This window comes from Thioclava sp. 'Guangxiensis', assembly GCF_045348365.1.
In the GTDB taxonomy this organism is placed as follows: Bacteria; Pseudomonadota; Alphaproteobacteria; order Rhodobacterales; family Rhodobacteraceae; genus Thioclava; species Thioclava kandeliae.
Genome location: NZ_CP155822.1, coordinates 445,576 through 470,123 on the forward strand (window position 1 = coordinate 445,576; position 24,548 = coordinate 470,123).

Consider the following 24,548-nt stretch of genomic DNA (forward strand, 5'->3'; position numbering starts at 1 on the left):
CATTTGTTACTTTTGTCCCATACCAAAAGAAAACAGACGGGCCCTCGGCCCTGCCGGAACCATGGCTGCCCAGACGGGGTGGACGGGGTCAACCGCTACGCCGACAAACCCGCCATCAGGCACGACGTAACCAGCGAGGCGTTCTATGAACAGACGGGCGCTACAGCGGGGCACCCTCCCCGCGATCATGACGGTTTTTCTTTGCGCATCCCTGTCGATGCCTCAGGCCGCCGCGAGCGAGGCCGATTTCCCGACCGCACGCGAAACCTCCGTTGCGCTTGCCGGATTGCAGAAAATGCGTCAGGACCGCCTGCTGGCCCGCCAGCCCAACGTGCTGGATTTCATGTTCGAGAACAGCAAGGAGCGTGTTTTTGACGCGCATCTGACCGACGAGCTGGGCGACCTGAGCTTCAACACCGCGAAAGGCCGCCAGAGCTGGGCGGTGGTGGAATCGAACTGGACCCGCAGCGAGAGCAGCTCGCTGCAATACAGTTTCGCGTCGCTGGGCGCACATAAGAAACTGAACAACCGTTTCTATATCGGTGCAATGGCGGAGCTGGACGCCGCAGACCGCAAGGTGGATGCTGATGCCTCGGGCGATGGCGTAGGTTTCCTGGTCGGCCCTTATCTGGCGGGCAGGCTGCCCAAAACCGAACTCGACTGGTCGATGCGCCTTCTGCACGGACGCACCAATAACCAGTTCGCCCCCGATGGCTCGATCCGCCGTGATGCCGAATCCCAACGCACCTTGTTTCAGGCGCGGATGGAGGGGAGGTTCGAGATGGGCACGACCGAGCTGACCCCCAATATCATCGCCAGCCATGTCAACGAGCTGACCGATCATTTCCGCATTGCTGATGGCACAAGGATTGATGGCGAAGAGCTGTCGCTATCGCAATTCTCGGCAGGGGTCGAATTCGCGCATCCGCTGGAAAGCAGCTGGGCGAAGATGGGGCTGACGGGGCAATTCGCGCTTGTGGCGCAACATAGCATGGGCACAGGCCTGCTGGACGAGGCCTATCCCGCGACCGACTGGTTCACCTCGCGCGTCGAGGTCGGTGTGGACATGGACCGCAAGGGGCTGGGCACGCTCAGCACCCGTTTCGGGGTCGATGGGGTCGAGGGGGATCTGACCGATCAGATCCATCTCTCGTTGATGTTCGAGCGCAAGCTCTGATCAGACCCCGATCGGGATCAGGTGGTTATCCCATGCCACGTCCGAGCGTTTGAACGGTGTGATACCGTCTCGGGTGATCTGCGAGACAAGCCCCGCACCATCGGTGGCAGTGAAGCCACCCTGCGCACAGACACCCAGACCACAGACATCGGCACGGCGCACCGACCAGAGCGCCTCGCCTTCGGCAGAATAGGCCTGCACCATGCCACCACGCGGGCTGGTGATGGCCACCTCGCGGCCCGCGCGGCCAAAGGCCACCGATCCGGCATAGCCCTTCATGGCGAATTCCTCACCGGGCAGCGGCTCGGCCAGCACCGCCTTCCGCCCGCGGTCATGCAGGCCCAGGAGCGGCACGGGCTCCATCAGATCGCCCTGCCATTGCATGCAGAACGCCACCCGCCCGTCACTGCGCACCGACAGGTGACGGATCGAGTTCTTCCACAGATCGGGCTCCAGCTCGACCACCTCCAGCACTTCGCCCTCGGGCGAGAGGTAGCTCAGGTTCGGGCGCATGGTCTCGATGTTCAGCGGCGTGCGATCCGTCGGATCGGTCTGGATCCCGCCATTGGCCACCACCAGAACCTCTTGCCCCGGCAGGCGCAGGATCTCGTGCGGGCCGATCCCGTTCGAGGCAAACTCGCCCACCCGCTGATAGCCGCGCGCCACATCCCAGATCCCGATCCGGCCCTCGGAGCCTTCGGCCACCACTTCGGAGGTATAAAGCCGTGTGCCATCGCCCGAAAACGCACCATGACCGTTGAACTGCCGCCCCTCCGGCGGGGTCAGCCGCGCGACCAGCCCGCCGGTTACACAGTCAATCACCAACGCAAACACACCGGGACGGCGAGCAAAGGCCACCGCCTCGGGGCGCTCGGGATGGGCGGTCGCGGCATGGCCACGTCCGGGGAGTGGCTGCGAAAAGATCTGCGTCCCATCCGCCGCAAGTCCCCAGATCGCATAGCTCCCGTCGGGCGCTTTGGCCGCCGCCAGAAAAGCGGGGCTGCCTGCATCAGCCCAGCTAAGCCGTGGGACTGTCGCCGCAGCGGCAAGGCTGGCAAGGAAATGGCGTCGTTTCATATCAATCTCCATCCGCGGCGTTAAAGCCCACGCTGACACCCAGCAAAGGCCCCAGCTCGGCCTGCATGGCCTCGACCGTCAGCCCGATCTGCTGCTGCACGATCTCCACCTTCAACCGGCCCATCGGATCGGCCACACCGGCAAAGACCGGATCATCGAGATCGTGTGCCAGCTCGATCGCGCGGTCAAACGCGGCGTCGGTCTTGGGGATCTCGCCCATGCCCTGCGCCAGCCTGTCGGCAAACCCCCGCAGCGCAACCAGCGACAGCGTCACGTTGCGGGCGGAGCGGCCCGCGTCCAGCATCTCGGCCCGTTCGGGGCGCGGGCGCTCAAACGTGCCCAGAGGGCGGCCCAACCGCGTGTCCTTGTTGAATTCGAGCCCCGTGACCAACTGCGTATAAAGCGCCTGCCGCGCCTCGGATTCGGTCAGATAAAGGGTATGACCTTCGGTGCCGGGGCTCAGGAGTTCATCGGCAAAACCGTTCTGCCAGCCGACCTCGACATCGATGGCCATCTGCGCCAGATCACCGGCCATCGCCACGCGCAGCTTGCAGGTATAGTCGTCATCCGTGGCCAGCTCGCCATAGAGAAGATGCTCCAGACCGAAAAAGCCGCGCACTCCGATAGAGGCTTTCGCCAACTCTGCCGGGTCGGTGAATTGCGGGTTTTGTTGCTCGATCAGCCCCGAGAGCTGGCGCCGCCCCGTGGCCTTGGCATCGGGCCAGAAGGCAAAGGCCAGCGCCCTCCCCTGCTCCTCGACCGGTCCGAGCCGCAAAAACGCCACGCCCAACCACGCATCGACCGCGTCATTCCACAAGGGCTGCATCGTCGCGATGGAACAGTCCGCCTCGGCCCCCTTCTGCAACGCGATCGTGGCATTGGTCAGCGCGGTATATCCGGGCAGGATGTCTTGCGTGACGGCGGCGCGTGTATCGGCCAGAGCTGGCACAGAGATCGCCATCAGAGGCAGCGAGAACAGCAGATTACGCATCACAAGGTCTCCAGAAAGCGAATAAGATCGGCGCGCGTCTTGGCGGGCAGTGCCAGATATCTATCACGGGCGGGCCCCGCTTCGCCACCATGCCAGCGGATCGCCTCGTCCAATGTGGCCGCGCGGCCATCATGCAGATAGCGCGGCGCATGGCCCGAATTTTCGCCGGTCAACCCGATCCCCCAGAGCGGCGCCGTGCGCCATTCCGCCGCCGTAGCCACGCCTTCGGGACGGTGATCGGCCAGCCCCTCGCCCATGTCATGCAGCAAAAGGTCGGTATAGGGCCAGACCAGCTGGCGCGAGGTGACCGGATTATCGCTGGTTGCGGTAATGAATTTCGGCACATGGCAGGCAATACATTGCGCCTCATAGAAAGCCTGCTTGCCGGCCAGCACATCCGGCGCCCCCACATCACGGCGCTTTGGCACGCCCAGCCCCGTCACATAGGCGGTGACCGCCTCCAGCGCCTCGGTCGAGACCTCGGCATTGTCGCGCAGCCCCTCGTCAATCCCGTCAGGAACCGAAAGACAATCCGTCTGCGCCAAGGTGCAATCGCCCGCGCCTGCGGGGAACAGCACACTCGAGAGCCCCATATCCTGACTGAAAGCCTGCGCCGTCATATCGACGAGCCGCCCCATGCCCGCCTTATGGCCGAACCGGCCCAGCCGGACCACACCATCGGGGCCGATCGCATATTGCGCCCGCCCCGAGATCCCGTCGCCATCGGCATCCCCGGGGTCCGCATGTGCCAGAATATCGGCCTCGGGGATCGCCTCCAGAAGCCCCAGCCCGATGATCTGCGGCGCGACCCGCAGCGAGACCAGTGTCTCGGGCGCAAAGCCGTGACGGGCCTCGGGATGGCGCAGATCGCCCTCCTCAATCCAGTCCAGCACCAGCTGTCCCTCCGGTTCCAGCGACGGCAGCGCCCGATCCTGCAACTGCCAGCCGAACGCGGGATCGGCGATCATACCATGCCAGCCGTCGATGCCCTCTGCGCCATCGCCGGGCGGAAAGCGCCGCGAGAGCTTCAGCACCATCCCCGAGATGCCCTGGCCATCCTCGGGCCGCCCCCGCGCATTTCCGGGATGGCAATTGGCGCAGGCCCGCGCATTGAACAAGGGCCCCAGCCCGTCCGAGGCCCGCGTGCTCGAGGGCGCAGGCACCCAGAGTTTGTCGAACAACGCCTCGCCCAAGGTGAACCCCATCCGCAGGGATGGGGGCAGATTGGCCGCAGGCGCGCGGAACCCCGTGCCCGTCACCGTGGCCGCCACCGTGGCCGCCCCTGCCGGATTGGCCTCGTAGCGTTCGGGTTGCACGAACTCGGTGGCCGGCGCTGTCACCTCGGCGGCCTGCACCGCCACTGGCACAGCAAGGCAGAAAGCAAGAAGAGCGCGCATCACATCACCATGCAAAACCCCGCGGCATCGCTGCCACGGGGAAGTGTCGGGCATAAGCCCCTATTTTGAATAGTCTTACTGGAAGACTGCATCAGGGTTGTCGAGGCTGTCGGACCCCTCGATCTCGACCTCGGAGCCCAGAAGCGTGACCGCGCGCTCGATCGAACGGGTCTGGGTGACCAGCGCATCGACCAGACCGTTGACGAGCTTTGCCCCCTCGTCATTGCCAAGCGCCAGCATCTGGTCATAGGCCATACCGCCTTCGGCCTTCTGGTAGATCGCATCGGCTGCAGCGACCGATGCGTCCAGATCCTTGGTCAGCTGCGCATCCACATCGGCATCCTTGGCCGCCACCAGTTGCGACAGCGAGGCGCCTTCCACGACCGAGCCGTCCACACGGGTGTATTTGCCGGTATAGACGTTCTGGATCCCCAACGCGTCATAATAATGCGAGACATGGGTCATATCGGAGAAGCAATCATGCTCTTCTTCCGGATCATGCAGCATGAGGCCCAGCTTCGTGCGCTCGCCCGCCAGCTCGCCATAGGACAGCGACCCCATACCGGTGAGGATCGTGGTGATGCCCGCATCGGCATCATCGGTCAGCGCGGTGCGTGCAGCACCTTCCTCGTCCCAATTGCCGACCATTTCCTGCAGATCCGCAACCAGCAGCTTGGAGGCTGCCTGCAGATATTCGGCACGGCGGTCACAATTGCCACCGGTGCAGCCCTCGCCCTGAATGTAATCGGTATAGGGGCGCGCACCCGCGCCCGCCCCGGTGCCGTTCAGATCCTGCCCCCAGAGCAGGAATTCGATGGCGTGATAGCCGGTTGCCACATTGGCCTCGATGCCTTCGGCCTCCTGCAGGGTCTCTGCGAGGAATTCCGGCGAGATCGTGCTGGCATCCACCTTTTCGCCACCGATGGTGAGCGATTTATTGGCGATGACATTGGCCAGAGCCAGATCATTCTCTTCGTTATTGGCCGCCGAATCCTCATCGACATAGTCGATCAGACCCTCATCGAGCGGCCAGGCGTTCACACGGCCTTCCCAGTCATCCACCAGCGCATTGCCAAAGCGGAAAGCTTCGGTCTGCTGGTAGGGCTTGCGGGCCGCAACCCACGCATCCTTGGCCGCCTGCAGCGTCTCGGCAGAGGGTTCTTTCACCAGCGCGTCAACCGCCGCCTCCAGCGCCTGCGCGGTGGTCAGGCTGTCCTCGAACCCTGCCTGCGCGATATCGGCATAGGTTTCGATCACGGCTTCGGGCTGCGGCGCCTCGGCAAAGGCTGCCAGCGGCGCAGCAAACAGGGCAGTGCTGGCAAGCAGCGCGGAAAGGGGACGGGTCATGCGGTGCCTCGGATCAGTGTAACTGGAGTTCACGGATAAGTGACACATTTACTCGGGAATGTAAATCCCGATTGTTTTACTCGGTCAATTTTTCCAAGACCGTTTCAAACCGTGCCGCAGGCCAGCCACGCGCCCCATACGATGTAGCACCTCCCAAACCCGCAACACTAATGCACCGCCCAAAGTCGCTCCATATCCCGGCCCGTCCCGGCGCAGCGCGTGATGATATTCCTGCAGCACCACCCGAAGCGCCCCATCAGCCAGTTCGGGCGCGACAACATGTTTGGGATTGAAGTTGCGTAGACTCGCGCCCGCCATCAGATCAAAACCGCAACAGAGGAAATGGTCAGGCAGCCATTCCACCACCTTACCCACCACATCAAGCCATAAAACCGGCCAAAGAGGCGCAAGACCCGCCTCCGCATCGGCCACAACCTGCCGCAGGGGTGCAATTGCAGGCACATAGCGTCCGTGCGCATTCAGAAAATGCAGATGCATCGCCACAGCCTAGCTCCGGCAACCGGACCACATAATCTCGCAGCCGGAATCAGTCATCAGAACAGCAAAAAACCGCCCAAGGGCGGCTTTCGCTTCGTCAAAGACGGTCAGATCTTACTTGATCTTGCCTTCTTTGTATTCGACGTGCTTACGCACAACCGGGTCGTATTTCTTCACGACCATTTTCTCGGTCATGGTGCGGGCATTCTTCTTGGTCACATAGAAGTGCCCGGTGCCCGCCGTCGAGTTCAGACGGATCTTTTGCGTCGTCGGCTTCGCCATGTTTCATCTCCTGAGTCAGGCAGCCAACATCCGCGTCACTGCCATCGAAATCCTTGAAGCCCGCCTTTTAGCCAGACTCACCCCAGAGTCAACAGCCAATCGCACCCTTCTCGGGAAATTCCACTATCAGCCGAAGAAATTTTGCGCAGGGGGCCTGTAAGCCGGATTCTGTTCAGGGGTTGCCCCCCTCGATGACCATTCCTCTAGGCCTGCAGTTGCCTGCAGGCTCCAGCTGCCAACCCGGATCACTCGGGGCGAAGCTCCCCTACCGTCAGACAGATGCCCGCGGCACGCGATCCCTATTCGGCGTTGCTCCCGGTGGGGCTTGCCATGCCGGTCCTGTTACCAGTCCCGCGGTGGGCTCTTACCCCACCGTTTCACCCTTACCCGTGCATGATGCAGGGCGGTCTGTTCTCTGTGGCGCTATCCCTGGGGTTACCCCCGCCGGGCGTTACCCGGCACCGTCACTTCATGGAGTCCGGACTTTCCTCGGCGATCCGGCTGTCTACAAAAGCAGAGCTACGAACCGCCGCGGCCATCCGGCCCCCTGCGCAAGCCGAGCCTTAGGCCGGAACCCGCAAACAGGTCAAGCGCGAAACCACCGCCTTTTCCAGCGTCCTCAAATATCCTGGGGTGAATTCGACGCAGTCGAAGAGGGGCAAAGCCCCTGCTCCCGCTACCCGTCCCGCCGCGCCGCAAAGAACCCCTTCAGAAGCGCCTCGGCCTCGGCGGCGGCCAAACCGTCATAGATCTCGGGCGCATGATGGCATTGCGGATGCGAGAATACCCGCGCGCCCTGCGCCACACCGCCCGATTTGACATCTGCGGCGCCATAATAGAGCCGCCGGATCCGCGCGGCAGAGATCGTGCCCGCGCAGATCGGGCATGGCTCCAGCGTGACGTAGAGATCATGCCCCACCAGCCGCTCCGATCCCGCCTTCCGGCAGGCCTCGCGGATGGCCAGCACCTCGGCATGGGCGGTCGGATCGCATAGCTCGCGGGTGCGGTTTCCGGCGCGTGCCACCACCTGCCCCGATGGCGCAACGATCACCGCCCCGACCGGCACCTCGCCGCGCAAAGCGGCCGCCCGCGCCTCCTCCAGCGCCTGATCCATGAAACTTCTGAACATATCTTCTCTTGGCCGTTTCGCTTCTCTCGTGCAAGGCTCTTCCCACAGGAGATAAGACACTATAGAGAGGCGCCTTCAAGACCGCCTCGGGAGCCGCCTGCCATGACCAATGATTCCAACAACACGCCGAAACCGGATACGACGCCCTCTTCCGGCGAACGTATCGCCAAGGTTATCGCGCGCTCGGGCGTGGCCTCGCGCCGCGATGCGGAAAAGCTGATCCTCGCAGGCCGCGTGGCGGTCAATGGCAAACAGGCGGCCTCACCCGCTCTTGATGTCACGCCAAAGGACAAGGTTACCATCGATGGCAAACCGATCGACGCGCCGCAGGAAACCCGTGTCTGGCTCTATTACAAACCGCTGGGTCTGGTCACCACCGAGAAAGACGAGCAGGGCCGCCGCACGATCTTCGACGAGATGCCCGAAGGTATGCCGCGTGTGCTCAATGTCGGCCGTCTCGATCTCAATTCCGAGGGTCTTCTGCTTCTGACCAATGATGGCGGCCTCAAGCGCCGCCTCGAGCTGCCCGAAACCGGCTGGCTGCGCAAATACCGCGTGCGCGTGAATGGCCGCCCGACACCCGAGACCTTCAACCCGCTGCGGGCCGGGATCACCATCGATGGCGAGGATTTCCAGCCGATGGAGATCACTCTCGACCGCCAGCAGGGCGCGAATGCCTGGCTGACCGTGGGCCTGCGCGAAGGCAAGAACCGCGAGATCCGCCGCGCCATGACCGAGATCGGCATGACCGTGAACCGCCTGATCCGCGTAAGCTATGGCCCGTTCCGCCTCAACGAGATGCAACCGGGTGATGTGGTGGAAATCAAGCGCCGCGTGCTCCATGACCAGCTGGGAAGCCTTCTGGAAGACACGCCCAACGCCCAACCCGCCGACCGCAGCAAATCTGCGGGTCGTCGCGATGATGGCGAGCGGCCGCGCGGCAGGTTCGGTGATCGGGGGGATCGCGGCGACCGCGGGGGCCGCAGCTTCGGTGACAAGAAATTTGGCGACAAGAAATTCGGGGATCGTGGCCCGAAACGCTTCGACCGCGAGGATGGCGAGGGCCGTGGCAATTCCGAGCGCAGCTTTGGCCGCCAGAAGGATTTCGCAGGCCGTGGCGACCGTCCCGAGCGCGCACCGCGCACCGAGGGAGAGGACCGTCCGCGCAAGGAACGCTGGTCGCCCGAAAAGCGCAGCGCACCGCGCGAAGATCGCAGCGACACCCGTTCCTTCGGTGACAAGAAGTTCGGCGACCGTCCGCGTCGCGAAGGCGGCGAGGGCCGTTCCTTCGGCGACAAGAAGTTCGGCGACCGCCCGCGCCGTGAAGGCGGCGAAGGCCGCTCCTTCGGTGACAAGAAGTTCGGCGACCGTCCGCGTCGCGAAGGCGGCGAGGGCCGTTCCTTCGGTGACAAGAAGTTCGGCGACCGTCCGCGTCGCGAAGGCGGCGAAGGCCGTTCCTTCGGTGACAAGAAGTTCGGCGACCGCCCGCGTCGCGAAGGCGGCGAAGGCCGCTCCTTCGGTGACAAGAAGTTCGGCGACCGCCCGCGTCGTGAAGGCGGCGAAGGCCGCTCCTTCGGCGACAAGAAGTTCGGCGACCGTCCGCGTCGCGAAGGCGGCGAAGGCCGTTCCTTCGGTGACAAGAAGTTCGGCGACCGTCCGCGTCGTGAAGGCGGCGAAGGCCGTTCCTTCGGTGACAAGAAATTCGGCGACCGTCCGCGTCGTGAGGGTGGCGAAGGCCGTTCTTTTGGGGACAAGAAATTCGGTGACCGTCCGCGTCGTGAAGGCGGCGAAGGCCGTTCCTTCGGTGACAAGAAATTTGGTGGCAAACCGGGCGGCGGCTTCAAAGGCGGCCCCCGTGGGGATGCCCCCCGTAGCAACGGACCGCGCGGCTCTGGCCCCAAAGGTCCGCGCAAGCCCCGCAGCGAATAAGTAAACATCGAACGGCGCCAGAGAGATCTGGCGCCGTTTGTCGTTCCGGCCCCATAGCTCATACAGATGTCATGACAGAGCGCCTGCGTATGGGCGCTTTTCTGCCATCCCCCTCTGGCACAGACGTGCCGAAATACCTATTCTCCGCTTAAGATGAGCACCACCATGACCATTCGGGCAAGTTTAGGGGGACCCATGTCGCAAAAAGCCATCCAGCGCATCGCCTTCCTGCTGATGCTGGCGCTGGTGCTGAAGATCGCGGCAACAGGCAGCGTCTGAGCCATGGCCCGCCGTTTCTCTGGCAGATACAGCCCCGATGCCCCGCCCCGCAGCGCCGGACAGGAAGACATCCCTACCGAGCGGCTGCCCCGCCCCGAGCACCCCTATGAGGGCCGCCCCTTCTGGCTGGCGGTCTGTGCCCTGCCCTTCCTTTTTGGCGCTTTCGGCGACGGGCCGGTGGGACTGGCACGCGGTATTCTGGGCTTTGGGTTTTGTGCGGGTGCGGCGCTTTTGCTGCGCGAGGGGCTGAAAGCGCAAGCCGCCTATGAGGCGCGTGGCAAGGCCCGCCGCCCCGCCCTTCCCCGCAAGATACTGGGCAGCCTCGGCTTTGGCCTCGGGCTGGCGATCGGCGCGCAGGAGATGGGGCTGACGGGCGCCATAGGCTGCGGCCTCATCGGCACCGTTCTGGGCCTCGTGGCCTTCGGGATCGACCCGCTGAAGGATAAGGGGCTCGAGGGCATCGACCCATTCCAGCAGGAGCGTGCCGCCGAGGCCATCGCCACCGGCGAGGCGCATCTGGCCGCCATGCGCGAGGCCATCGCCCGCGCCGGCACGCCCCAGCTGACCGCGCGGGTCGAGATCTTTGCCACCCATGCCCGCGATCTCTTCCGCACGGTCGAGGAAGAGCCCAACGATCTGCGCGCGGCGCGGCGCTATCTGACGCTCTATCTCGAAGGCGCGCGTGATGCGACCATCCGCTTTGCCGACCTATATGCCCAGACGCGCGACGCTGAGGCGCGGGCCGGTTACGAGACCCTTCTCGATGACCTCGAACGCAATTTTACCGCCAAATCGCGCCAGCTCATCGAGAGCGGTCGCGAGGGGCTGGAGATCGAAATCGACGTGCTGCGCGAACGGCTGGAGCGGGAAGGCATTGCCCCGCCCCCTCCGTCCGCGCATAAATGACACCGAAAGCCCTGAGGAGACCATCCTATGAGCGACACGACCCGCGAAGCCGCCGCCAAAAATGTGAGCGAAATCGAACAGGTGGCCGCGATCCGGCTGCCTGATCCGCAGGAGGTGGGCGTGGCGCTCGAGGGCGCCGAGGCTCCGACCGCCATCGAGATCCGCTCGCGCATGGACGAGGTGGATCTGAGCGATTCCAACACGATCCTACGTTTCGGCACCCGCGCCCAGTCCGAGCTGCAGGAAATCAGCCAGGCCATGCTGGTCGATGTGAAGAACAAGGATACCGGCCCTGCGGGCGACAGCCTGCGCAATATCGTGACCACCCTGCGCGGGTTCTCGGTCAGTGAACTGGATGTGCGCCGCAAGCAGAGCTGGTGGGAAAAGCTGATGGGACGCGCCGCTCCCTTTGCCAAATTCCTCGCCCGTTACGAGGAGGTCCAGGGCCAGATCGACAAGATCAGCGATGTGCTTCTGTCCCATGAGACGAAGCTGCTCAAGGATTTGAAATCGCTCGATCTTCTCTATACCAAGACGCTGAAATTCTACGATGAGCTCGCGCTTTACATTGCTGCGGGCGAGGCCAAGCTGGCGCAGGCCGATGCCGAGATCATCCCCGCGAAAGAGGCCGAGGTGGCGCAGGCCAGCGAGACCGACAAGCTGATCCGCGCGCAGGAGCTGCGCGATATCCGTGCCGCCCGCGATGATCTGGAGCGCCGCGTGCATGACCTCAAACTCACCCGTCAGGTGACGATGCAATCGCTGCCCTCGATCCGGCTGGTGCAGGAAAACGACAAGGCGCTGGTGTCGAAAATCAACTCGACGCTGGTGAATACCGTGCCTCTGTGGGAGACCCAGCTGGCTCAGGCGGTGACCATCCAGCGTTCGGCCGAGGCTGCAGGTGCCGTGAAGGCCGCCAATGACCTGACCAATGAACTGCTGACCGCCAATGCCGAGAACCTGCGTCAGGCCAACCAGACCGTGCGGCAAGAAATGGAGCGCGGCGTTTTCGACATCGCTGCCGTGCGTCAGGCCAACGAGACGCTGATCGCCACCATCGAGGACAGCCTCTCGATCGCCGACGAAGGCAAGCGCCAGCGCGCAGCAGCCGAAGCCGAGCTGGTCCAGATGGAAGGCCGCCTGCGCGATACACTGGCCTCGGCCCGCAGCCCGCGCAGCTCCGCAGATAAAGGAGCCCCCCGAGCATGACCTCCGGCCCGAGCACGCCCTCCAGATCGGGCATCCCTGCGGGATCACACGGCCCGAGGCTGCGCATCGCAGGGCTCGGCCTTTGCCTGCTGGCGGTGCTCGGTTGCTCGAACCTGCCCGGAATGGACGGCTCGGCACAGGCACCGCGCGCGACGCCGCGCCCGCTGCTGGCGCCCCCGAAATCCTCCGGCCCACCCAAGGTCGCGCCGCGCTCGCAGGACAGTCTCGCGCTTTCGGCCTATTTCCAGCAGGTGCAGGACAATCTTCTGGCGCAGGGGCTGCTGCGCACCGATGTCGCGCCGCGCGATGCGCCCTTCCACCGGCACCAGTTGATCGATAACTTCGTCAATGTGGCGCTCTACGACGAATACGAGCACCGCAACGGCGCCTTCATTGCCAGACCGACCGTGTCGAAGCTGCGGCGCTGGGAAAAACCGGTGCGCATGGATCTGCATTTCGGGGCCTCGATCCCCGAAGAAGAACGCCTCAAGGACACCGCTACCGTGCGCGCCTATGCCGGCAAACTGGCCAGTGCCAGCGGCCATCCGGTCAGCCTTGTTCCCGATAACGGTAATTTCTCGATCCTTGTGCTGAACGAGGACGAGCGCGAGAAATCGCAGGATCTGTTGCGCAAGATGGTGCCCGGCATCGACGAGAGCTCGATCCATGCGATCACCAACCTGCCCACCACGACCTTCTGCGTGGTCTTCGCCTTCTCCGAGGGCGACCGCTCGGACTATTCGCGCGCGGTCGCGATCATCCGTGGCGAGCATCCCGATGCGATGCGCGAAAGTTGCTATGACGAGGAGCTGGCGCAGGGTCTCGGGCTGGCCAATGACTATCCCCGCGCGCGCCCCTCGATCTTCAATGATGACGAGGAATTCGCCCGCCTGACCCGTCAGGACGAGCTGATGCTGAAGATGCTCTACGATCCGCGCCTGCGCCCGGGCATGTCGGAAGACGAGGCCATGCCGGTGATCCGGCAGGTCGCCGCGGAGCTGATGCCGAACGACTGAACGAGGGCCTGCGCGCCCTCCCCCAAACCGACAAGCGGAGACCGGATCATGGGTATTCTCGACTTTCTCAGCGGAGAATTCATCGACGTCATCTCTTGGGTGGATGACACCCGCGATACGATGGTCTGGCGCTTCGAGCGGCAGGGACATGCCATCAAATACGGCGCGAAACTGACCGTTCGCGAGGGACAGGCCGCCGTCTTCGTGCATGAGGGGCAGCTGGCCGATGTCTTCACCCCCGGCCTCTATCTCCTCGAAACCAACAACATGCCGATCCTGACGACGCTGCAACACTGGGATCATGGCTTCAAATCGCCCTTCCAGTCCGAGATCTATTTCGTCAACACGACGCGCTTCACCGATCTCAAATGGGGCACCAAGAATCCGGTGATCACCCGCGATCCCGAATTCGGCCCCGTGCGGCTGCGGGCCTTCGGCACCTATGCGGCGCGGGTCACCGATCCGGCCAAGTTCATCACCGAGATCGTGGGCACCGACGGCGAGTTTACCGCCGATGAGGTGAGCTACCAGCTGCGCAATATTATCGTGCAGGAATTCTCTCGCGCGCTGGCCGGCGCGAATATCCCCGTGCTCGATATGGCAGCCAATACGGCCGATCTGGGCAAGCTGGTGGCCGAGGCCATCGCACCGACGATTGCCGAATACGGGCTGGGCCTGCCCGAATTCTATATCGAGAACATCTCGCTGCCCTCGGAGGTGGAGACGGTGCTCGACAAACGGACCTCGATGGGGATCGTGGGCGATCTCAACCGCTACATGCAGTTCAATGCCGCAGAGGCCATGGGCCAACCCGGATCGGGAGCATCCGCCGGTATGGGGGCTGCCATGGGTGCTGGGCTCGGTGCGGGGATGGGCATGGCGATGGGCCAGCAGATGGGGGGGCCATGGGGTCAACCCGCACATACCGCCCCGCAGGCGGGCCCTTGGGGCCAGATGGCTCCGCAAGGCGTTGCCCCGGGGCAAGCCCCCGCGCCCCAAGGCACCGCCGCACCGCCTCTTCCGCCCCCGCCGGCTGTCGAGAAGGTCTGGCACATGGCGGTGAACGGCCAGACGCTCGGGCCGTTCGGGCGCGGGCAGCTGGCGCAGATGAAAGCGGAGGGGCAGTTCACCCGCGCCTCGCTTGTCTGGGCGCCGGGACAATCGGGCTGGCTGGCCGCCGAGGAGATCCCCGAACTGGCACAGCTCTTCACCATCCAGCCGCCACCGCCGCCGGGCGCGTAACCGCACCCCGAACGAGGCCCGCCGCCATGAAGCTCCCCCAAGTCCCCCGTGCCGTACGCCGCGACACGCCAAGCGTCTACCCCTGCGAAGCCTGCGGCGCCGATCTGCGCTTCAATCCGGGCGAGACGCGGATGGTCTGCGACCATTGTGGCCATATGCAGGACATTCCCGCCATCACCCATCGCGGAGAGAGCGGGCTGCGCGAGCTGCCGCTTGCGCCGGTGCTTGTGCAGGGTCTGCCGGAGACCGAGAGCATAGGTCAGCGCCATCTGTCCTGCCCCAACTGCTCGGCCCAAATCGAGCTGGGACCGGACCAGCAGGCCACGGAATGCCCGTTCTGTGCCACCCCGATCGTGGCCGAAGCGGGCGGGGCCCGCCAGTTTGCGCCGCAAGGCGTGCTGCCCTTTACGGTGACCGAGACCGAGGCCCGCGCGGCGCTGACAAAATGGCTCAAGGGCCGCTGGTTCGCCCCCAACGGGCTGGCCGAGTTTGCCCGCAAGGGGCGACGCATGACCGGCGTCTATGCGCCATTCTGGACCTTTGATGCGCGCTCGCGCACCCGCTATTCCGGCCAGCGCGGCGATTATTACTACGAGACACGGCTGGTCACGGTCGACGAGAACGGCCAGACCGTGCGGCGCGAAGAGCAGGAACGCCGCATCCGCTGGACCCCCGTCACAGGGCAGGTCGCGCGCGATTTCGACGATGTGCTGGTCTATGCCGCCCGCTCGCTGCCCGATGACCATGTGGGGCGCCTGCACCCGTGGAACCTCTCGCGGGTGGCCGCCTATGACGGGAGTTTTCTGGCGGGTTTCTCGGCCGAGAGCTATACGGTCGAGATCCCCGAGGCCCACCATCAGGCGCAGGCCAAGATGCTGCAGGTGATCCAGAGCGATATCCGCCGCGATATCGGCGGCGATACCCAGCGCCTTGGCGTGATGGATCCGCAATTCCATGACGAGACTTTCAAACATATCCTGCTGCCGATCTGGTCCGCCGCCTACCGGTTTCAGGGCCGGAGCTACCGGTTCATCGTCAATGGCCAGACAGGGGTCGTATCCGGCGACAGGCCATGGTCGGCATGGAAGATCGCGCTGGCCGCCCTCCTGGCCGCGCTGGTGGCGGGGGTGCTCTTCTACATCGCCCGCTAGGTCGCATTCCGCCCGACAGTGACGTAGAATGCCTGCATGGCAGCGCCAGAGTGGCTATGCTGCCAAAAAACCCTCAGAAAGGCATCGTCATGCGCGCACTCCTCCAACGTGTCACCTCCGCCAAGGTCGAAGTGGACGGCCAGATCACCGGCGAGATCGGGCGCGGCCTTCTGGTGCTTGTTTGCGCGATGGATGGCGATACCGAAGTGCAGGCCGAGAAGCTCGCGGCCCGCGTGTCCAAGCTCCGCATCTTCAAGGACGAGGCGGGCAAGATGAACCGCTCGGTCAGCGATGTGGGCGGGGCCTGCCTTGTGGTCAGCCAGTTCACTCTGGCCGCCGATACCCGCACCGGCAACAGGCCCGGATTTTCCAGCGCCGCCGCCCCCGAGACCGGCAAACATCTCTACGAGTATTTCAGCGAGGCCCTTCGCAAGCTGGATCTGCCTGTGGAAAACGGGATCTTTGCCGCCGATATGGCCGTCAGCCTGACCAATGACGGCCCGATCACGATCTGGCTCGACACCGCCGACCGCGCCTGAACGCCGGCCTTGGGCTTCACAGCCCCGCAGGGGATGTGGCGGTGGCAAGGGGGCTCGATGCCGCCTTGCCACCGCCCCCGCGCCCCCGGCGCAGTCATCCGCCGAATTCCCCGCACCAAGAGGGCTGCAAGGCTCTTGCCCAACTCCCGCAGCACAGCTATCCCCCGCCTATGGCCAAGCTTTACTTCCATTATTCCACCATGAATGCCGGCAAGAGCACATTGCTGCTGCAGGCCTCCCACAACTATGTCGAACGCGGGATGCAGACGCTTCTGGTCACGGCCCAGCTCGACACACGCGCAGGGACAGGCCGGATCGGCAGCCGGATCGGCATCGGTGCCGATGCGCTCTGCTTCACGCCCGAGACCGACATGTTCGCGATGATCGAGGACCGCCTTGCCCAAGGTCCCTGTGCCTGCGTCTTCATCGACGAGGCCCAATTCCTGACCCGCGAACAGGTCTGGGCTCTGGCGCGGGCCTGCGATGACCTCGGCATTCCGGTCATGTGCTACGGGCTGCGCGTCGATTTCATGGGCGAGCTTTTCCCCGGTTCGGCGGCGCTGCTGGCGCTGGCCGATGACATGCGCGAGGTGCGCACCATCTGCCATTGCGGGCGCAAGGCCACGATGGTGGTGCGGATGGGGCCTGACGGACAGGCGCTGCGCGGCGGCGATCAGGTGCAGGTGGGCGGCAACGAAACCTATGTCTCGCTTTGCCGCAGGCACTGGCGCGAGGCAATGGGGCAATAATCCCGCACCTGTCCGAGAGATTGCGCGCGAGCGCGGCGAAGCCGCGCCTGCGCGCCCCGGGCGCGCCGCTTCGCGGCGCGCGCACACCCCCTTGTCGAATGGTTCACCTGACTGGGAGTGTCAGTGCAGGCGGCCCCCCTCGGGCACATCCTGATCCGGCCCGATCAGGACAATCCCGCCCTCTTCATCAGGCACACCCAGCACCAGCACCTCCGACATGACTGGACCAATCTGGCGCGGCGGGAAATTCACCACCGCCATAACCTGTTTTCCGACCAGCGTCTCGGGCGCGTAATGTGTGGTGATCTGCGCCGAGGACCGTTTCTCGCCAATCTCGCCACCGAAATCGATCCAGAGCTTGATCGCAGGCTTTCGCGCCTCGGGGAAAGGGTCCGCGCGGGTGATGCGCCCGACACGGATATCGAGCTTCAGGAAATCCTCGAATGTCACGCTCACGCGCCCAACTCCCGCCCGCGATCCGCCGCAGCTTTCACCGCGCGCTCCAGAAGCGCGGGAAACCCGGAGGTTTCGTCCATCAGGACGGCCAGAGCCGCTGCCGTGGTCCCGCCCGGCGAGGTCACATTGACCCGCAGCTGCGACGGATCCTCGGGCGCATCCTCGGCGAGCTGCCCCGCCCCCCCCACAGTCGCCTTGGCAAGCTTCATCGCCAGATCCTCGGGCAGCCCTTGAGCCACACCGGCCGCGGCCAGCGTCTCGATCAGATGGAAGACATAGGCCGGACCCGAGCCGGACACGGCGGTGACCGCATCCATCTGGTCCTCGGCGTCAAGGCGCACCACCTGCCCGATGGCCTGCAACAGCCCTTCGGCCTGATCCATCTGCGCGTCGCTGACCGGCGCATTGCCGATGATCGCGGTGATCCCGCGCCCGATGGCCGAGGGTGTGTTGGGCATGGCGCGCACGATCGGGGTCTGCGCTCCGAGGATTCCCTCGTATTTCGCGAGCGTCAGTCCCGCCGCAACCGACAGGAACAGCGTCGCGCCATTGCCAAGGGCCGCCAACTGCGGCAGGGCCTCGCCCATCTTCTGCGGCTTTACGGCCAGCAGCACGACCGCGGGAGACGCAGGCAGATCCTCGTTGATGCGCACACCGGTCGAACGGACCCAATCGGAGGGACGCGGGGCAATGACGGTCACCGATTTCGGATCAAGGCCGCCCTTCAGCCAGCCCGCCAGCATCGCCGAGCCCATCTTACCGCAGCCCAGCAGAACCAGACCACGTTCGGAAATATCGGAAAAATCCATTCTGCACCCCTTCTTTTGCGGGGCGCAGCTTAGGCGCGACCGTAAGCCTCTGCAATGGCGACCTGAATGGCATCTGCCGCCGTGCGATTGCCCCAGCAGCCCAGCTGGAAGGCCGGATAGAACCGCTCGGCCGACATCAATGCGGTGCCGATCATCTCGTCGAGCTGCTGGATCGAGGCGCATTGGCCACCGGCCAGCACCAGACCATAGCGCCATGCCATCAGACGCTGCTCGGGCCAGTAGACGAAGCTGCCCGACCAAACCTGATCATTGGCGCGGTTCATCATGTCATAGAGCACCGGCAGGCGCTCGGCAGGCGGATCCATCTCGAAGGTCATGATCAGGCGCAGCACCTCGTCCTGATCGGACCATGCAAGCGTCAGCGAATAGCTGCGCCACTGCCCTTCCACCACCATCGCGATCTGGTCATCGGTTACGCGGTTGAATTCCCACGCATGGGCTTCGGCCAGATCCTCGACCACATCGATCGGGTGGGCGTCGTCGCCGATATAATCGTCGCTGAGTGCCATATCTCTGGTCCTTCTGCTCTTGTTCATTCCCCTGCGATGAACCGCAACGGGTTGTCATGCATACTAGGGACGGCGGATCCGTTCCTAGTTCATACCAGATATCGTGACTTGTGTGAAACAGGGTGTAAACGTGTTACTCGTGGATAACTCTAGATCCGAACACGATATCTGGGGATAAAAAAATGTCCCCACCACAGATATGGACGAATCCGGTCATAAGCCTGTGGATAACATCCCGCAGACCTTCCCAGAAATGTTTCACGGCCTCCTGCATCGCCTGACTCGAGGGGGATTCGCAACCACCGAATCGAATTTTTACGGTAGTTCAAAAGCTTGCCGATTCGCTGTGACGATTCCGCAACCCGCCCCTGTCTTGCGCGAAAATTGTTCCACGCGCTCTTATCCGCGCCTCCCTGTGCGCTTCACTTTTCCGTGCCCCTACGGAAACATGGGGACTTTCTCCTGCCCCGCACATGAAAAAAGGGCGCCCTTTCAGGCACCCTTCCATCGTCTTGTCAGAGGCTTCGCTCAGGCGCGGGCACGCACCTTGTGCAGAAGCGGCATCAGCTCGCCCATATCGGGGCCGTGCTCCATTCCGGTGACAGCCTTGCGCAGCGGCATGAACAGCCCCTTGCCCTTGCGGCCCGACTGCGCCTTCACCGCCGTTGTCCAGTCCTTCCACGTCGTCTCGGTGAATGGAGCCTCCGGCAGGATCGCCAGAGCCTCGGTCACAAAAGCACGATCTTCCTCGTCGATCAGCGGCTCGGCCCCGTTGAGGCACAGATCCGCCCAGCCTGCCAGATCCGATAGCTTGTCGATATTCTGCGAGGCGACCTTCCAGAACTGCTCGGCCTGAGCGGCGGGAATGCCGAGCGCGAGGATCTGCTCCTTCACATCGGCAAAGGGCAGATGCTGGTTGCGCGCACGGGTCAGCGGGATCAGGTCCTCGCGGTCGAATTTGGTGGGGGCGGAACCGAACTGGCTGATCTCGAAGCCGTCGATCAGCTCCTGCATCGACATTTTCAGCTCAACCGGCTGGCTCGAGCCCAGACGCGCCATCATCGACAGCAGCGCCTCGGGAGCGATGCCCTCGGCCCGCAGGTCGCGCAGCGAGAGCGCGCCCAGACGTTTGGACAGCTCCTCGCCATGCGGGCCGGTCAGAAGCGAGTGGTGCGCGAAATTGGGCGGCGTGCCACCGATGGCGCGGATGATCTGGATCTGCGTCGCGGTATTGGTAACATGGTCGCCGCCGCGCACGATATCGGTCACCCCCATATCGGTATCATCGACCGAGGAGGCGAACGTATAGAGGATCTGGCCCGAGGCTTTGATCAGCACGGGATCCGACACCGAGGCCGCATCGATGGACAGATCGCCAAGAATGCCATCCTTCCACTCGATCCGCTCCAGATCGAGGCGGAAGCGCCAGTAGCCCTGACGGCCCTCGTCGCGATAGGCCTGCTTCTGCTCTTCGGTCAGATGCAGGGAGGCGCGGTCATAGACCGGCGGCTTACCCATGTTCAGCTGTTTCTTGCGCTTAAGATCCAGCTCGGTCGGGGTCTCGAAGCATTCATAGAGACGGCCAGCCGCCTTCAGCTCCTCGGCCACCGCATAATAGCGGTCGAAGCGCTTGGACTGGTATTCCTCACGGTCCCATGTGATGCCCAACCATTCGAGGTCGGTTTTCAGACCATCGATATATTCCTGTTTGGAGCGTTCCTGATCGGTATCGTCGATCCGCAGAATGAACGTGCCTCCCTGCTTGCGGGTGATGAGGTAATTCATCAGCGCGGTGCGCAGGTTGCCGACATGGATGTAGCCGGTGGGCGACGGGGCAAAACGTGTAACGGTCATTCAAAGTCTCCTGATGCGGCTTCCGTCTTCCATAAAAGCACGAATTTGTCCATATCTACGGCATGAATGATCGCTCAGACCAGCCCTGCACCCCACGCCCTAGCGCCGATCCTGACGCAGGGTCCGATCTGCCGCCCTCGCTCGACGCGATCGAAGCGCTCGCGCTGGCTGCGCGCGATGCCCTGCCCGACCCGTTCCGGCAGGCTGCAAGGGCCGTGCGCCTGCATGTGGCCGAGCTGGCCCCCGAGGACATGCTGCGCGATCTGGGCATTGACGATCCCTTCTCGCTGACCGGCCTCTATGAGGGGGTGCCCCTGACCGAGGTCGCTTTCAGCGATCCGCAGGGCCCGAGCGTGATCTGGCTCTTCCGGCGCGCGCTTCTGGACGAGTGGATTGCCCGCGGCGATATCGGTCTGGCCGATCTGGTAACCCATATCTATGTGCACGAGCTTGCCCATCATTTCGGCTGGTCCGATGCGCAAATTGCCAAGATCGACCGCTGGTGGGAATAATTATGCACACCCGCACATATAACTCATCAGATATAACGCAGCCGTGAGTCGCAATTCGTTCCAGAGCACCTAGTTTGCACTAGCAACTGGTTTCCAAAGGGGAAGGCCCAATGACCACCCATATGACACGTCGTAACGCGTTGCTCTCGGCCGTGGCCGCACCGGTTGCCGGCGCTGCGCTTGCAGCAGCAACAGCGGCGACGGCACAAGAAAACGAGCCCTCTATGCCCAAATCCACGCCCGCGATCCCGCAATACCGTCGTTTTACACTGGGCGATATGACCGTGACGACGCTGCTGGCCGGCACGATGCCGATGGCGGACCCGCATGGCACCTTCGGGCTGAATGCGTCGGATGGCGAGTTCACCGCCCTGTCCGAGGCCAATTTCATCCCCGCCGACCGCTCGCTGAACGGATTCACGCCCGTTCTGATCGAAACCGCCGACGCGAAAATCCTGTTCGACACCGGCCTGAACTCCGATGGCATTCTCGCCGCATTGGAAGCCGCGGGGCTCGACGCCTCGGCGATCACCCATGTGGTCATCACCCATATGCATGGCGACCATATCGGGGGTCTGATGGGCGAGAGTGGCCCGACCTTCCCCAATGCCGCCTATATTACCGGTCAGGTCGAATGGGATTACTGGTCACAGGCCAAGAACGAGACCTTCGAGGCAAAGGTCCGCCCACTGGAAGACAAGTTCAGCTTCATCGGTCCCGATGACGAGGTCGTGCCCGGCATCAAGGCGATGGAAGCCTATGGCCATACGCCCGGCATGCTGGCCTTCTGGATCACCAGCGGCGCGCAGGAATTTGCCCTGACCGCCGATACCGCCAATCACTATGTTTGGTCGCTGCAGCGCCCCGATTGGGAAGTGCGCTTCGATATGGACAAGGAGAAGGCCAAGGAAACGCGCGACCGCATCCTCAAGCGTATCGCCGATGCGCGTGTGCCCTTCATCGGCTACCACATGCCCTTCCCGGGTCTGGGCTTCCTGCGTGCAAAAGACGAGGGATACGAGTTCATCCCCGCCTCCTACCAGTTCAACCTGCCCGAACAGGCCTGATCTGCCGTGCGATACACAGAAAGGCCCGCCATTACGGCGGGCCTTTTGCATTGTGGCTTCTGCCGGTCAGGCGCGGCTCAAGCCGCGTCCGTATCCGAGATATCCATCCGCACCAGCGTCTGGTTGAGAAGGATATAAGCGATCTCGCCGAAGGTGACCGGACCGGTGAAATTACCGGTGCGCTGGCCTTCCAGCTCGCCATAGAGATAATTCAGGATGCAGTTGCACGAATACTGCCCCTCTCCCGTATTGCCTGCGCCCTCTGCAAAGGCTTGTGCATAGCTGCCAAGGGCATTGGCCATGCGGTATTCCACCCCCGCCACGACGGGCGCGTAGAACTTCACCTGCCCCGAAACCGTATCGACCGACTGGATCGAGACATTGACCATCGCGCCGGAATAGTTGGCCACCAGCGGCAGGCGGGTATCGATCTGGTTCTCCTCGATATAGGTCGCAAAATCGACCTCCTCGCCATTCACCTCTACGCTGCTGGCAACAAAGCCGTCTTTTTTGAAACGGAAGGTCAGATCCTCCCTGTCTCCCTGCGCGAAGATATTGAGAATATCGAGATCGGCTTTCGCATCCGCCGGAAGGCCCACATGCAGCAGCACCGCCCCTTCGTCATGGCCTTGCCCCGTGGCGCCATCGAAGATCATCGGGGCTTTCCTGCCCAGATCGTCGAGATGCACACCGGTGATCCAGCCCGCCAATGGCTGATTGAAGAGATTGTCATAGGTCTGGCCTTCGACGGCAAAATTCGAATGCGCCACCGAGAAAGCGGGAATCATGATCATCGTAAAGCCATTAGGCTTATAGCCCTCGGCGATGGTGGGCAGCGCGTCCACATCCACATAGCGCATATCCGTTTCGGCCACGCGGTCGAAGGTAGTGCAGAACAGCTTGTCACGCACAACGGCCCCGCCCTGATCGGTCACGAAATAGACGGTCGTGCCGCCGATCCATTTCCCCTTGGGCAGTTGACGCAGCAGTTCCTCGGCCCCCGCGATGACCATCGTTGCACCGTCATTGATCCGTACGGACACATCCGCAACACTCAGCATTTCATTTTTCATCGGAGGCTCCAGCTTCAGAATTTGGCCATATCAGCAGTGGCAAAGGGGTTCTTGACCACAAAATCGCGCAATTCCCCGATTTTTGCAGCCAGGGCTGCGGGGCTTGCTGCAACTTCACGACGGAGACGGGACACCATAAGACGGGTGGCCAGCGAGGTCGCGGACAGGTCGGACTCGGAAGTCAGAACGCGCTTCCAGCGCGGGTCGTTCGTATCGGGAATCATTACGTCTCTCTCCTCAACTCTATGAGATGATATAAGGCACACACTCTTAAGTTTTGCTTTCCCAACGTAAGCTCAGCTAGCAATCCACCCTATCGTCAGCTTATAATTTAAATTCGAGGTAAATTCCTTCATAACCCCGGACATCAATGACACCGATCCTGACCGTTACGCTCAATCCGACCGTCGATCTGTCCATTGCCACGGCGCAGGTGCTCCCCGATCGCAAGCTACGCTGCACCGCGCCGCAAGAGGATCCGGGTGGCGGCGGGATCAATGTCAGCCGCGCGATTGCCGCGATGGGCGGTCAGAGCACGGCCTTCGTGGCCTTGGGCGGGGCGATTGGCACCAAGGTCACGGGGTTGCTGGCGGCACAAGGCATCGGCGTGGTGCCTTTTCCCGCACCGGGCGAGACGCGGCAGAGCCTGACAGTGGATGATTTGGCCAGCAATCAGCAATACCGCTTTGTCATGCCGGGCCCCTGCTGGAGCGCATCCGATGTGGCGTCAGCTCTGAGCCAGATCGCCCGCGCCCTGCCCGAAGGCGGGATTGTGGTGCTGTCGGGCAGCCAACCGCCCGGTGTCCCCGAGGATTTCCCCGCGAGGCTCGCCGATCATCTGGCACCCGTCAGAGCGCGGCTGTTTCTCGACACGTCCGGCCCCGCCCTTCTGCATCTGATGCAGCGCAAGCACCGCGCCGCCGATTTTCTGCGGATGGATGATCTGGAGGCCGAGGAACTGGCAGGACGCCCCCTGCCCACCCGTCGCGACACGGCCGATTTTGCACAAGAGTTGGTCGTTTTGGGTCTGGCCGATTGCGTTCTGATTGCACGCGGCGCCGATGGCAATGTGATGGCCACGCGCGAAGGGCGCTGGGTGGCGGATGCGGCCAGGGTGAAGATCGCCTCCAGGGTCGGAGCGGGAGATAGTTTCGTGGCCGGCTTCACATGGGCACTGGCGCGCGGGCTGGACCTGCCGCAGGCGTTGCAGCATGGGGCAGCGGCCGCCTCGGCGGCGGTGATGACGCCCGCCACCGAACTTTGCCATGGCGAGGATATCGAGGCATTGCTGCCGCAATGCCCCCTGCATTCCGTCTGATTATTGGCGCT

25 protein-coding genes and 1 other RNA gene are annotated in these 24,548 nt (G+C 63.4%); 12 read left to right on the forward strand and 14 right to left on the reverse strand.

What is annotated here, in order from left to right:
• Nucleotides 1-145: 145 nt before the first annotated feature.
• A complete protein-coding gene (locus ABEB22_RS02105) occupies nt 146-1,177 on the forward strand; it encodes an autotransporter domain-containing protein (protein ID WP_339111967.1) in 1,032 nt (343 codons plus the stop codon).
• Here ABEB22_RS02105 and ABEB22_RS02110 read toward each other — a convergent pair whose 3' ends face one another.
• The 8 genes from ABEB22_RS02110 to ABEB22_RS02145 all read right to left on the reverse strand — a co-directional run bounded on the left by ABEB22_RS02110 (nt 1,178) and on the right by ABEB22_RS02145 (nt 7,898).
• A complete protein-coding gene (locus tag ABEB22_RS02110; RefSeq protein WP_339111966.1) occupies nt 1,178-2,254 on the reverse strand; it encodes a DUF1513 domain-containing protein in 1,077 nt (358 codons plus the stop codon).
• 1 nt (nt 2,255) lies between these two features.
• Nucleotides 2,256-3,245 carry an imelysin family protein gene (locus ABEB22_RS02115; RefSeq protein WP_406870727.1) on the reverse strand — a complete coding sequence of 330 codons (990 nt, stop codon included), beginning with the start codon at nt 3,243-3,245 and terminating at the stop codon, nt 2,256-2,258.
• On the reverse strand, nt 3,245-4,642 hold the full coding sequence (locus ABEB22_RS02120) for a di-heme oxidoredictase family protein (RefSeq protein WP_406870728.1): 1,398 nt from the start codon (nt 4,640-4,642) through the stop codon (nt 3,245-3,247). Before ABEB22_RS02120 ends, ABEB22_RS02115 begins: the two co-directional genes overlap by 1 nt.
• Nucleotides 4,643-4,717: 75 nt before the next feature.
• Nucleotides 4,718-5,989, reverse strand: a complete 1,272-nt coding sequence (locus ABEB22_RS02125) for an imelysin family protein (RefSeq protein WP_339111963.1) — start codon at nt 5,987-5,989, stop codon at nt 4,718-4,720.
• An 84-nt stretch (nt 5,990-6,073) separates the two neighbouring features.
• Nucleotides 6,074-6,487: a hypothetical protein gene (locus ABEB22_RS02130; RefSeq protein WP_406870729.1), complete on the reverse strand. Its 414-nt coding sequence runs from the start codon at nt 6,485-6,487 to the stop codon at nt 6,074-6,076.
• Nucleotides 6,488-6,601: 114 nt separating this feature from the next.
• Nucleotides 6,602-6,769, reverse strand: coding sequence for a 50S ribosomal protein L33 (gene rpmG, locus ABEB22_RS02135; protein ID WP_339111961.1), 168 nt, complete (start codon nt 6,767-6,769; stop codon nt 6,602-6,604).
• A gap of 141 nt (nt 6,770-6,910) precedes the next feature.
• Nucleotides 6,911-7,320, reverse strand: an RNA gene (rnpB, locus tag ABEB22_RS02140) — RNase P RNA component class A.
• A 125-nt stretch (nt 7,321-7,445) separates the two neighbouring features.
• Entirely contained in the window at nt 7,446-7,898 is a 453-nt protein-coding gene (locus ABEB22_RS02145; protein WP_406870730.1) for a nucleoside deaminase, read from the reverse strand.
• Nucleotides 7,899-8,000: 102 nt separating this feature from the next.
• On the opposite strand from ABEB22_RS02145, the gene ABEB22_RS02150 reads away from it, so the two are divergent.
• The 8 genes from ABEB22_RS02150 (at nt 8,001) to ABEB22_RS02185 (ending at nt 16,918) form a co-directional block, all read left to right on the forward strand.
• Complete coding sequence (locus ABEB22_RS02150; protein ID WP_406870731.1) at nt 8,001-9,827, forward strand: pseudouridine synthase; 1,827 nt, start codon at nt 8,001-8,003, stop codon at nt 9,825-9,827.
• 282 nt (nt 9,828-10,109) lie between these two features.
• Nucleotides 10,110-11,012, forward strand: a complete 903-nt coding sequence (locus ABEB22_RS02155) for a 5-bromo-4-chloroindolyl phosphate hydrolysis family protein (protein ID WP_406870732.1) — start codon at nt 10,110-10,112, stop codon at nt 11,010-11,012.
• Nucleotides 11,013-11,039: 27 nt separating this feature from the next.
• Nucleotides 11,040-12,221, forward strand: a complete 1,182-nt coding sequence (locus tag ABEB22_RS02160; RefSeq protein WP_406870733.1) for a toxic anion resistance protein — start codon at nt 11,040-11,042, stop codon at nt 12,219-12,221.
• Nucleotides 12,218-13,237: a DUF2927 domain-containing protein gene (locus ABEB22_RS02165; protein ID WP_339111956.1), complete on the forward strand. Its 1,020-nt coding sequence runs from the start codon at nt 12,218-12,220 to the stop codon at nt 13,235-13,237. Before ABEB22_RS02160 ends, ABEB22_RS02165 begins: the two co-directional genes overlap by 4 nt.
• A gap of 48 nt (nt 13,238-13,285) precedes the next feature.
• Nucleotides 13,286-14,479, forward strand: a complete 1,194-nt coding sequence (locus tag ABEB22_RS02170) for an SPFH domain-containing protein (protein ID WP_406870734.1) — start codon at nt 13,286-13,288, stop codon at nt 14,477-14,479.
• Between the two features lie 26 nt (nt 14,480-14,505).
• A complete protein-coding gene (locus ABEB22_RS02175) occupies nt 14,506-15,630 on the forward strand; it encodes a primosomal protein N' (replication factor Y) - superfamily II helicase (RefSeq protein WP_406870735.1) in 1,125 nt (374 codons plus the stop codon).
• Nucleotides 15,631-15,719: 89 nt separating this feature from the next.
• Nucleotides 15,720-16,169, forward strand: a complete 450-nt coding sequence (dtd, locus tag ABEB22_RS02180; RefSeq protein WP_339111953.1) for a D-aminoacyl-tRNA deacylase — start codon at nt 15,720-15,722, stop codon at nt 16,167-16,169.
• 170 nt (nt 16,170-16,339) lie between these two features.
• Nucleotides 16,340-16,918 (forward strand): thymidine kinase, encoded by a 579-nt coding sequence (locus ABEB22_RS02185; protein ID WP_339111952.1) that lies wholly within the window; start codon nt 16,340-16,342, stop codon nt 16,916-16,918.
• A gap of 120 nt (nt 16,919-17,038) precedes the next feature.
• On the opposite strand, the gene ABEB22_RS02190 is transcribed toward ABEB22_RS02185, so the two are convergent.
• From ABEB22_RS02190 to gltX, 4 genes are all read right to left on the reverse strand, one after another.
• Nucleotides 17,039-17,374 carry a tRNA-binding protein gene (locus ABEB22_RS02190; protein WP_339111951.1) on the reverse strand — a complete coding sequence of 112 codons (336 nt, stop codon included), beginning with the start codon at nt 17,372-17,374 and terminating at the stop codon, nt 17,039-17,041.
• Complete coding sequence (gene proC, locus ABEB22_RS02195) at nt 17,371-18,183, reverse strand: pyrroline-5-carboxylate reductase (protein WP_339111950.1); 813 nt, start codon at nt 18,181-18,183, stop codon at nt 17,371-17,373. Before proC ends, ABEB22_RS02190 begins: the two co-directional genes overlap by 4 nt.
• 29 nt (nt 18,184-18,212) lie before the next feature.
• A complete protein-coding gene (locus tag ABEB22_RS02200) occupies nt 18,213-18,713 on the reverse strand; it encodes a YbjN domain-containing protein (RefSeq protein ID WP_339111949.1) in 501 nt (166 codons plus the stop codon).
• Nucleotides 18,714-19,241: 528 nt separating this feature from the next.
• A complete protein-coding gene (gene gltX / locus ABEB22_RS02205) occupies nt 19,242-20,567 on the reverse strand; it encodes a glutamate--tRNA ligase (protein ID WP_339111948.1) in 1,326 nt (441 codons plus the stop codon).
• A 62-nt stretch (nt 20,568-20,629) separates the two neighbouring features.
• Between gltX and ABEB22_RS02210 the strand changes: the two genes are divergently transcribed.
• Together ABEB22_RS02210 and ABEB22_RS02215 are read left to right on the forward strand one after the other, a co-directional pair.
• Nucleotides 20,630-21,079, forward strand: coding sequence for a metallopeptidase family protein (locus ABEB22_RS02210; protein WP_350937727.1), 450 nt, complete (start codon nt 20,630-20,632; stop codon nt 21,077-21,079).
• Between the two features lie 110 nt (nt 21,080-21,189).
• Nucleotides 21,190-22,146, forward strand: coding sequence for an MBL fold metallo-hydrolase (locus ABEB22_RS02215; protein ID WP_406870736.1), 957 nt, complete (start codon nt 21,190-21,192; stop codon nt 22,144-22,146).
• A gap of 77 nt (nt 22,147-22,223) precedes the next feature.
• Here ABEB22_RS02215 and ABEB22_RS02220 read toward each other — a convergent pair whose 3' ends face one another.
• Together ABEB22_RS02220 and ABEB22_RS02225 are read right to left on the reverse strand one after the other, a co-directional pair.
• Nucleotides 22,224-23,219, reverse strand: coding sequence for a DUF6976 family protein (locus tag ABEB22_RS02220; RefSeq protein ID WP_406870737.1), 996 nt, complete (start codon nt 23,217-23,219; stop codon nt 22,224-22,226).
• Nucleotides 23,220-23,233: 14 nt separating this feature from the next.
• Complete coding sequence (locus ABEB22_RS02225; RefSeq protein WP_339111944.1) at nt 23,234-23,443, reverse strand: hypothetical protein; 210 nt, start codon at nt 23,441-23,443, stop codon at nt 23,234-23,236.
• A 146-nt stretch (nt 23,444-23,589) separates the two neighbouring features.
• Between ABEB22_RS02225 and ABEB22_RS02230 the strand changes: the two genes are divergently transcribed.
• Nucleotides 23,590-24,537, forward strand: a complete 948-nt coding sequence (locus ABEB22_RS02230) for a 1-phosphofructokinase family hexose kinase (protein ID WP_406870738.1) — start codon at nt 23,590-23,592, stop codon at nt 24,535-24,537.
• The last annotated feature ends 11 nt before the right edge of the window (nt 24,538-24,548 follow it).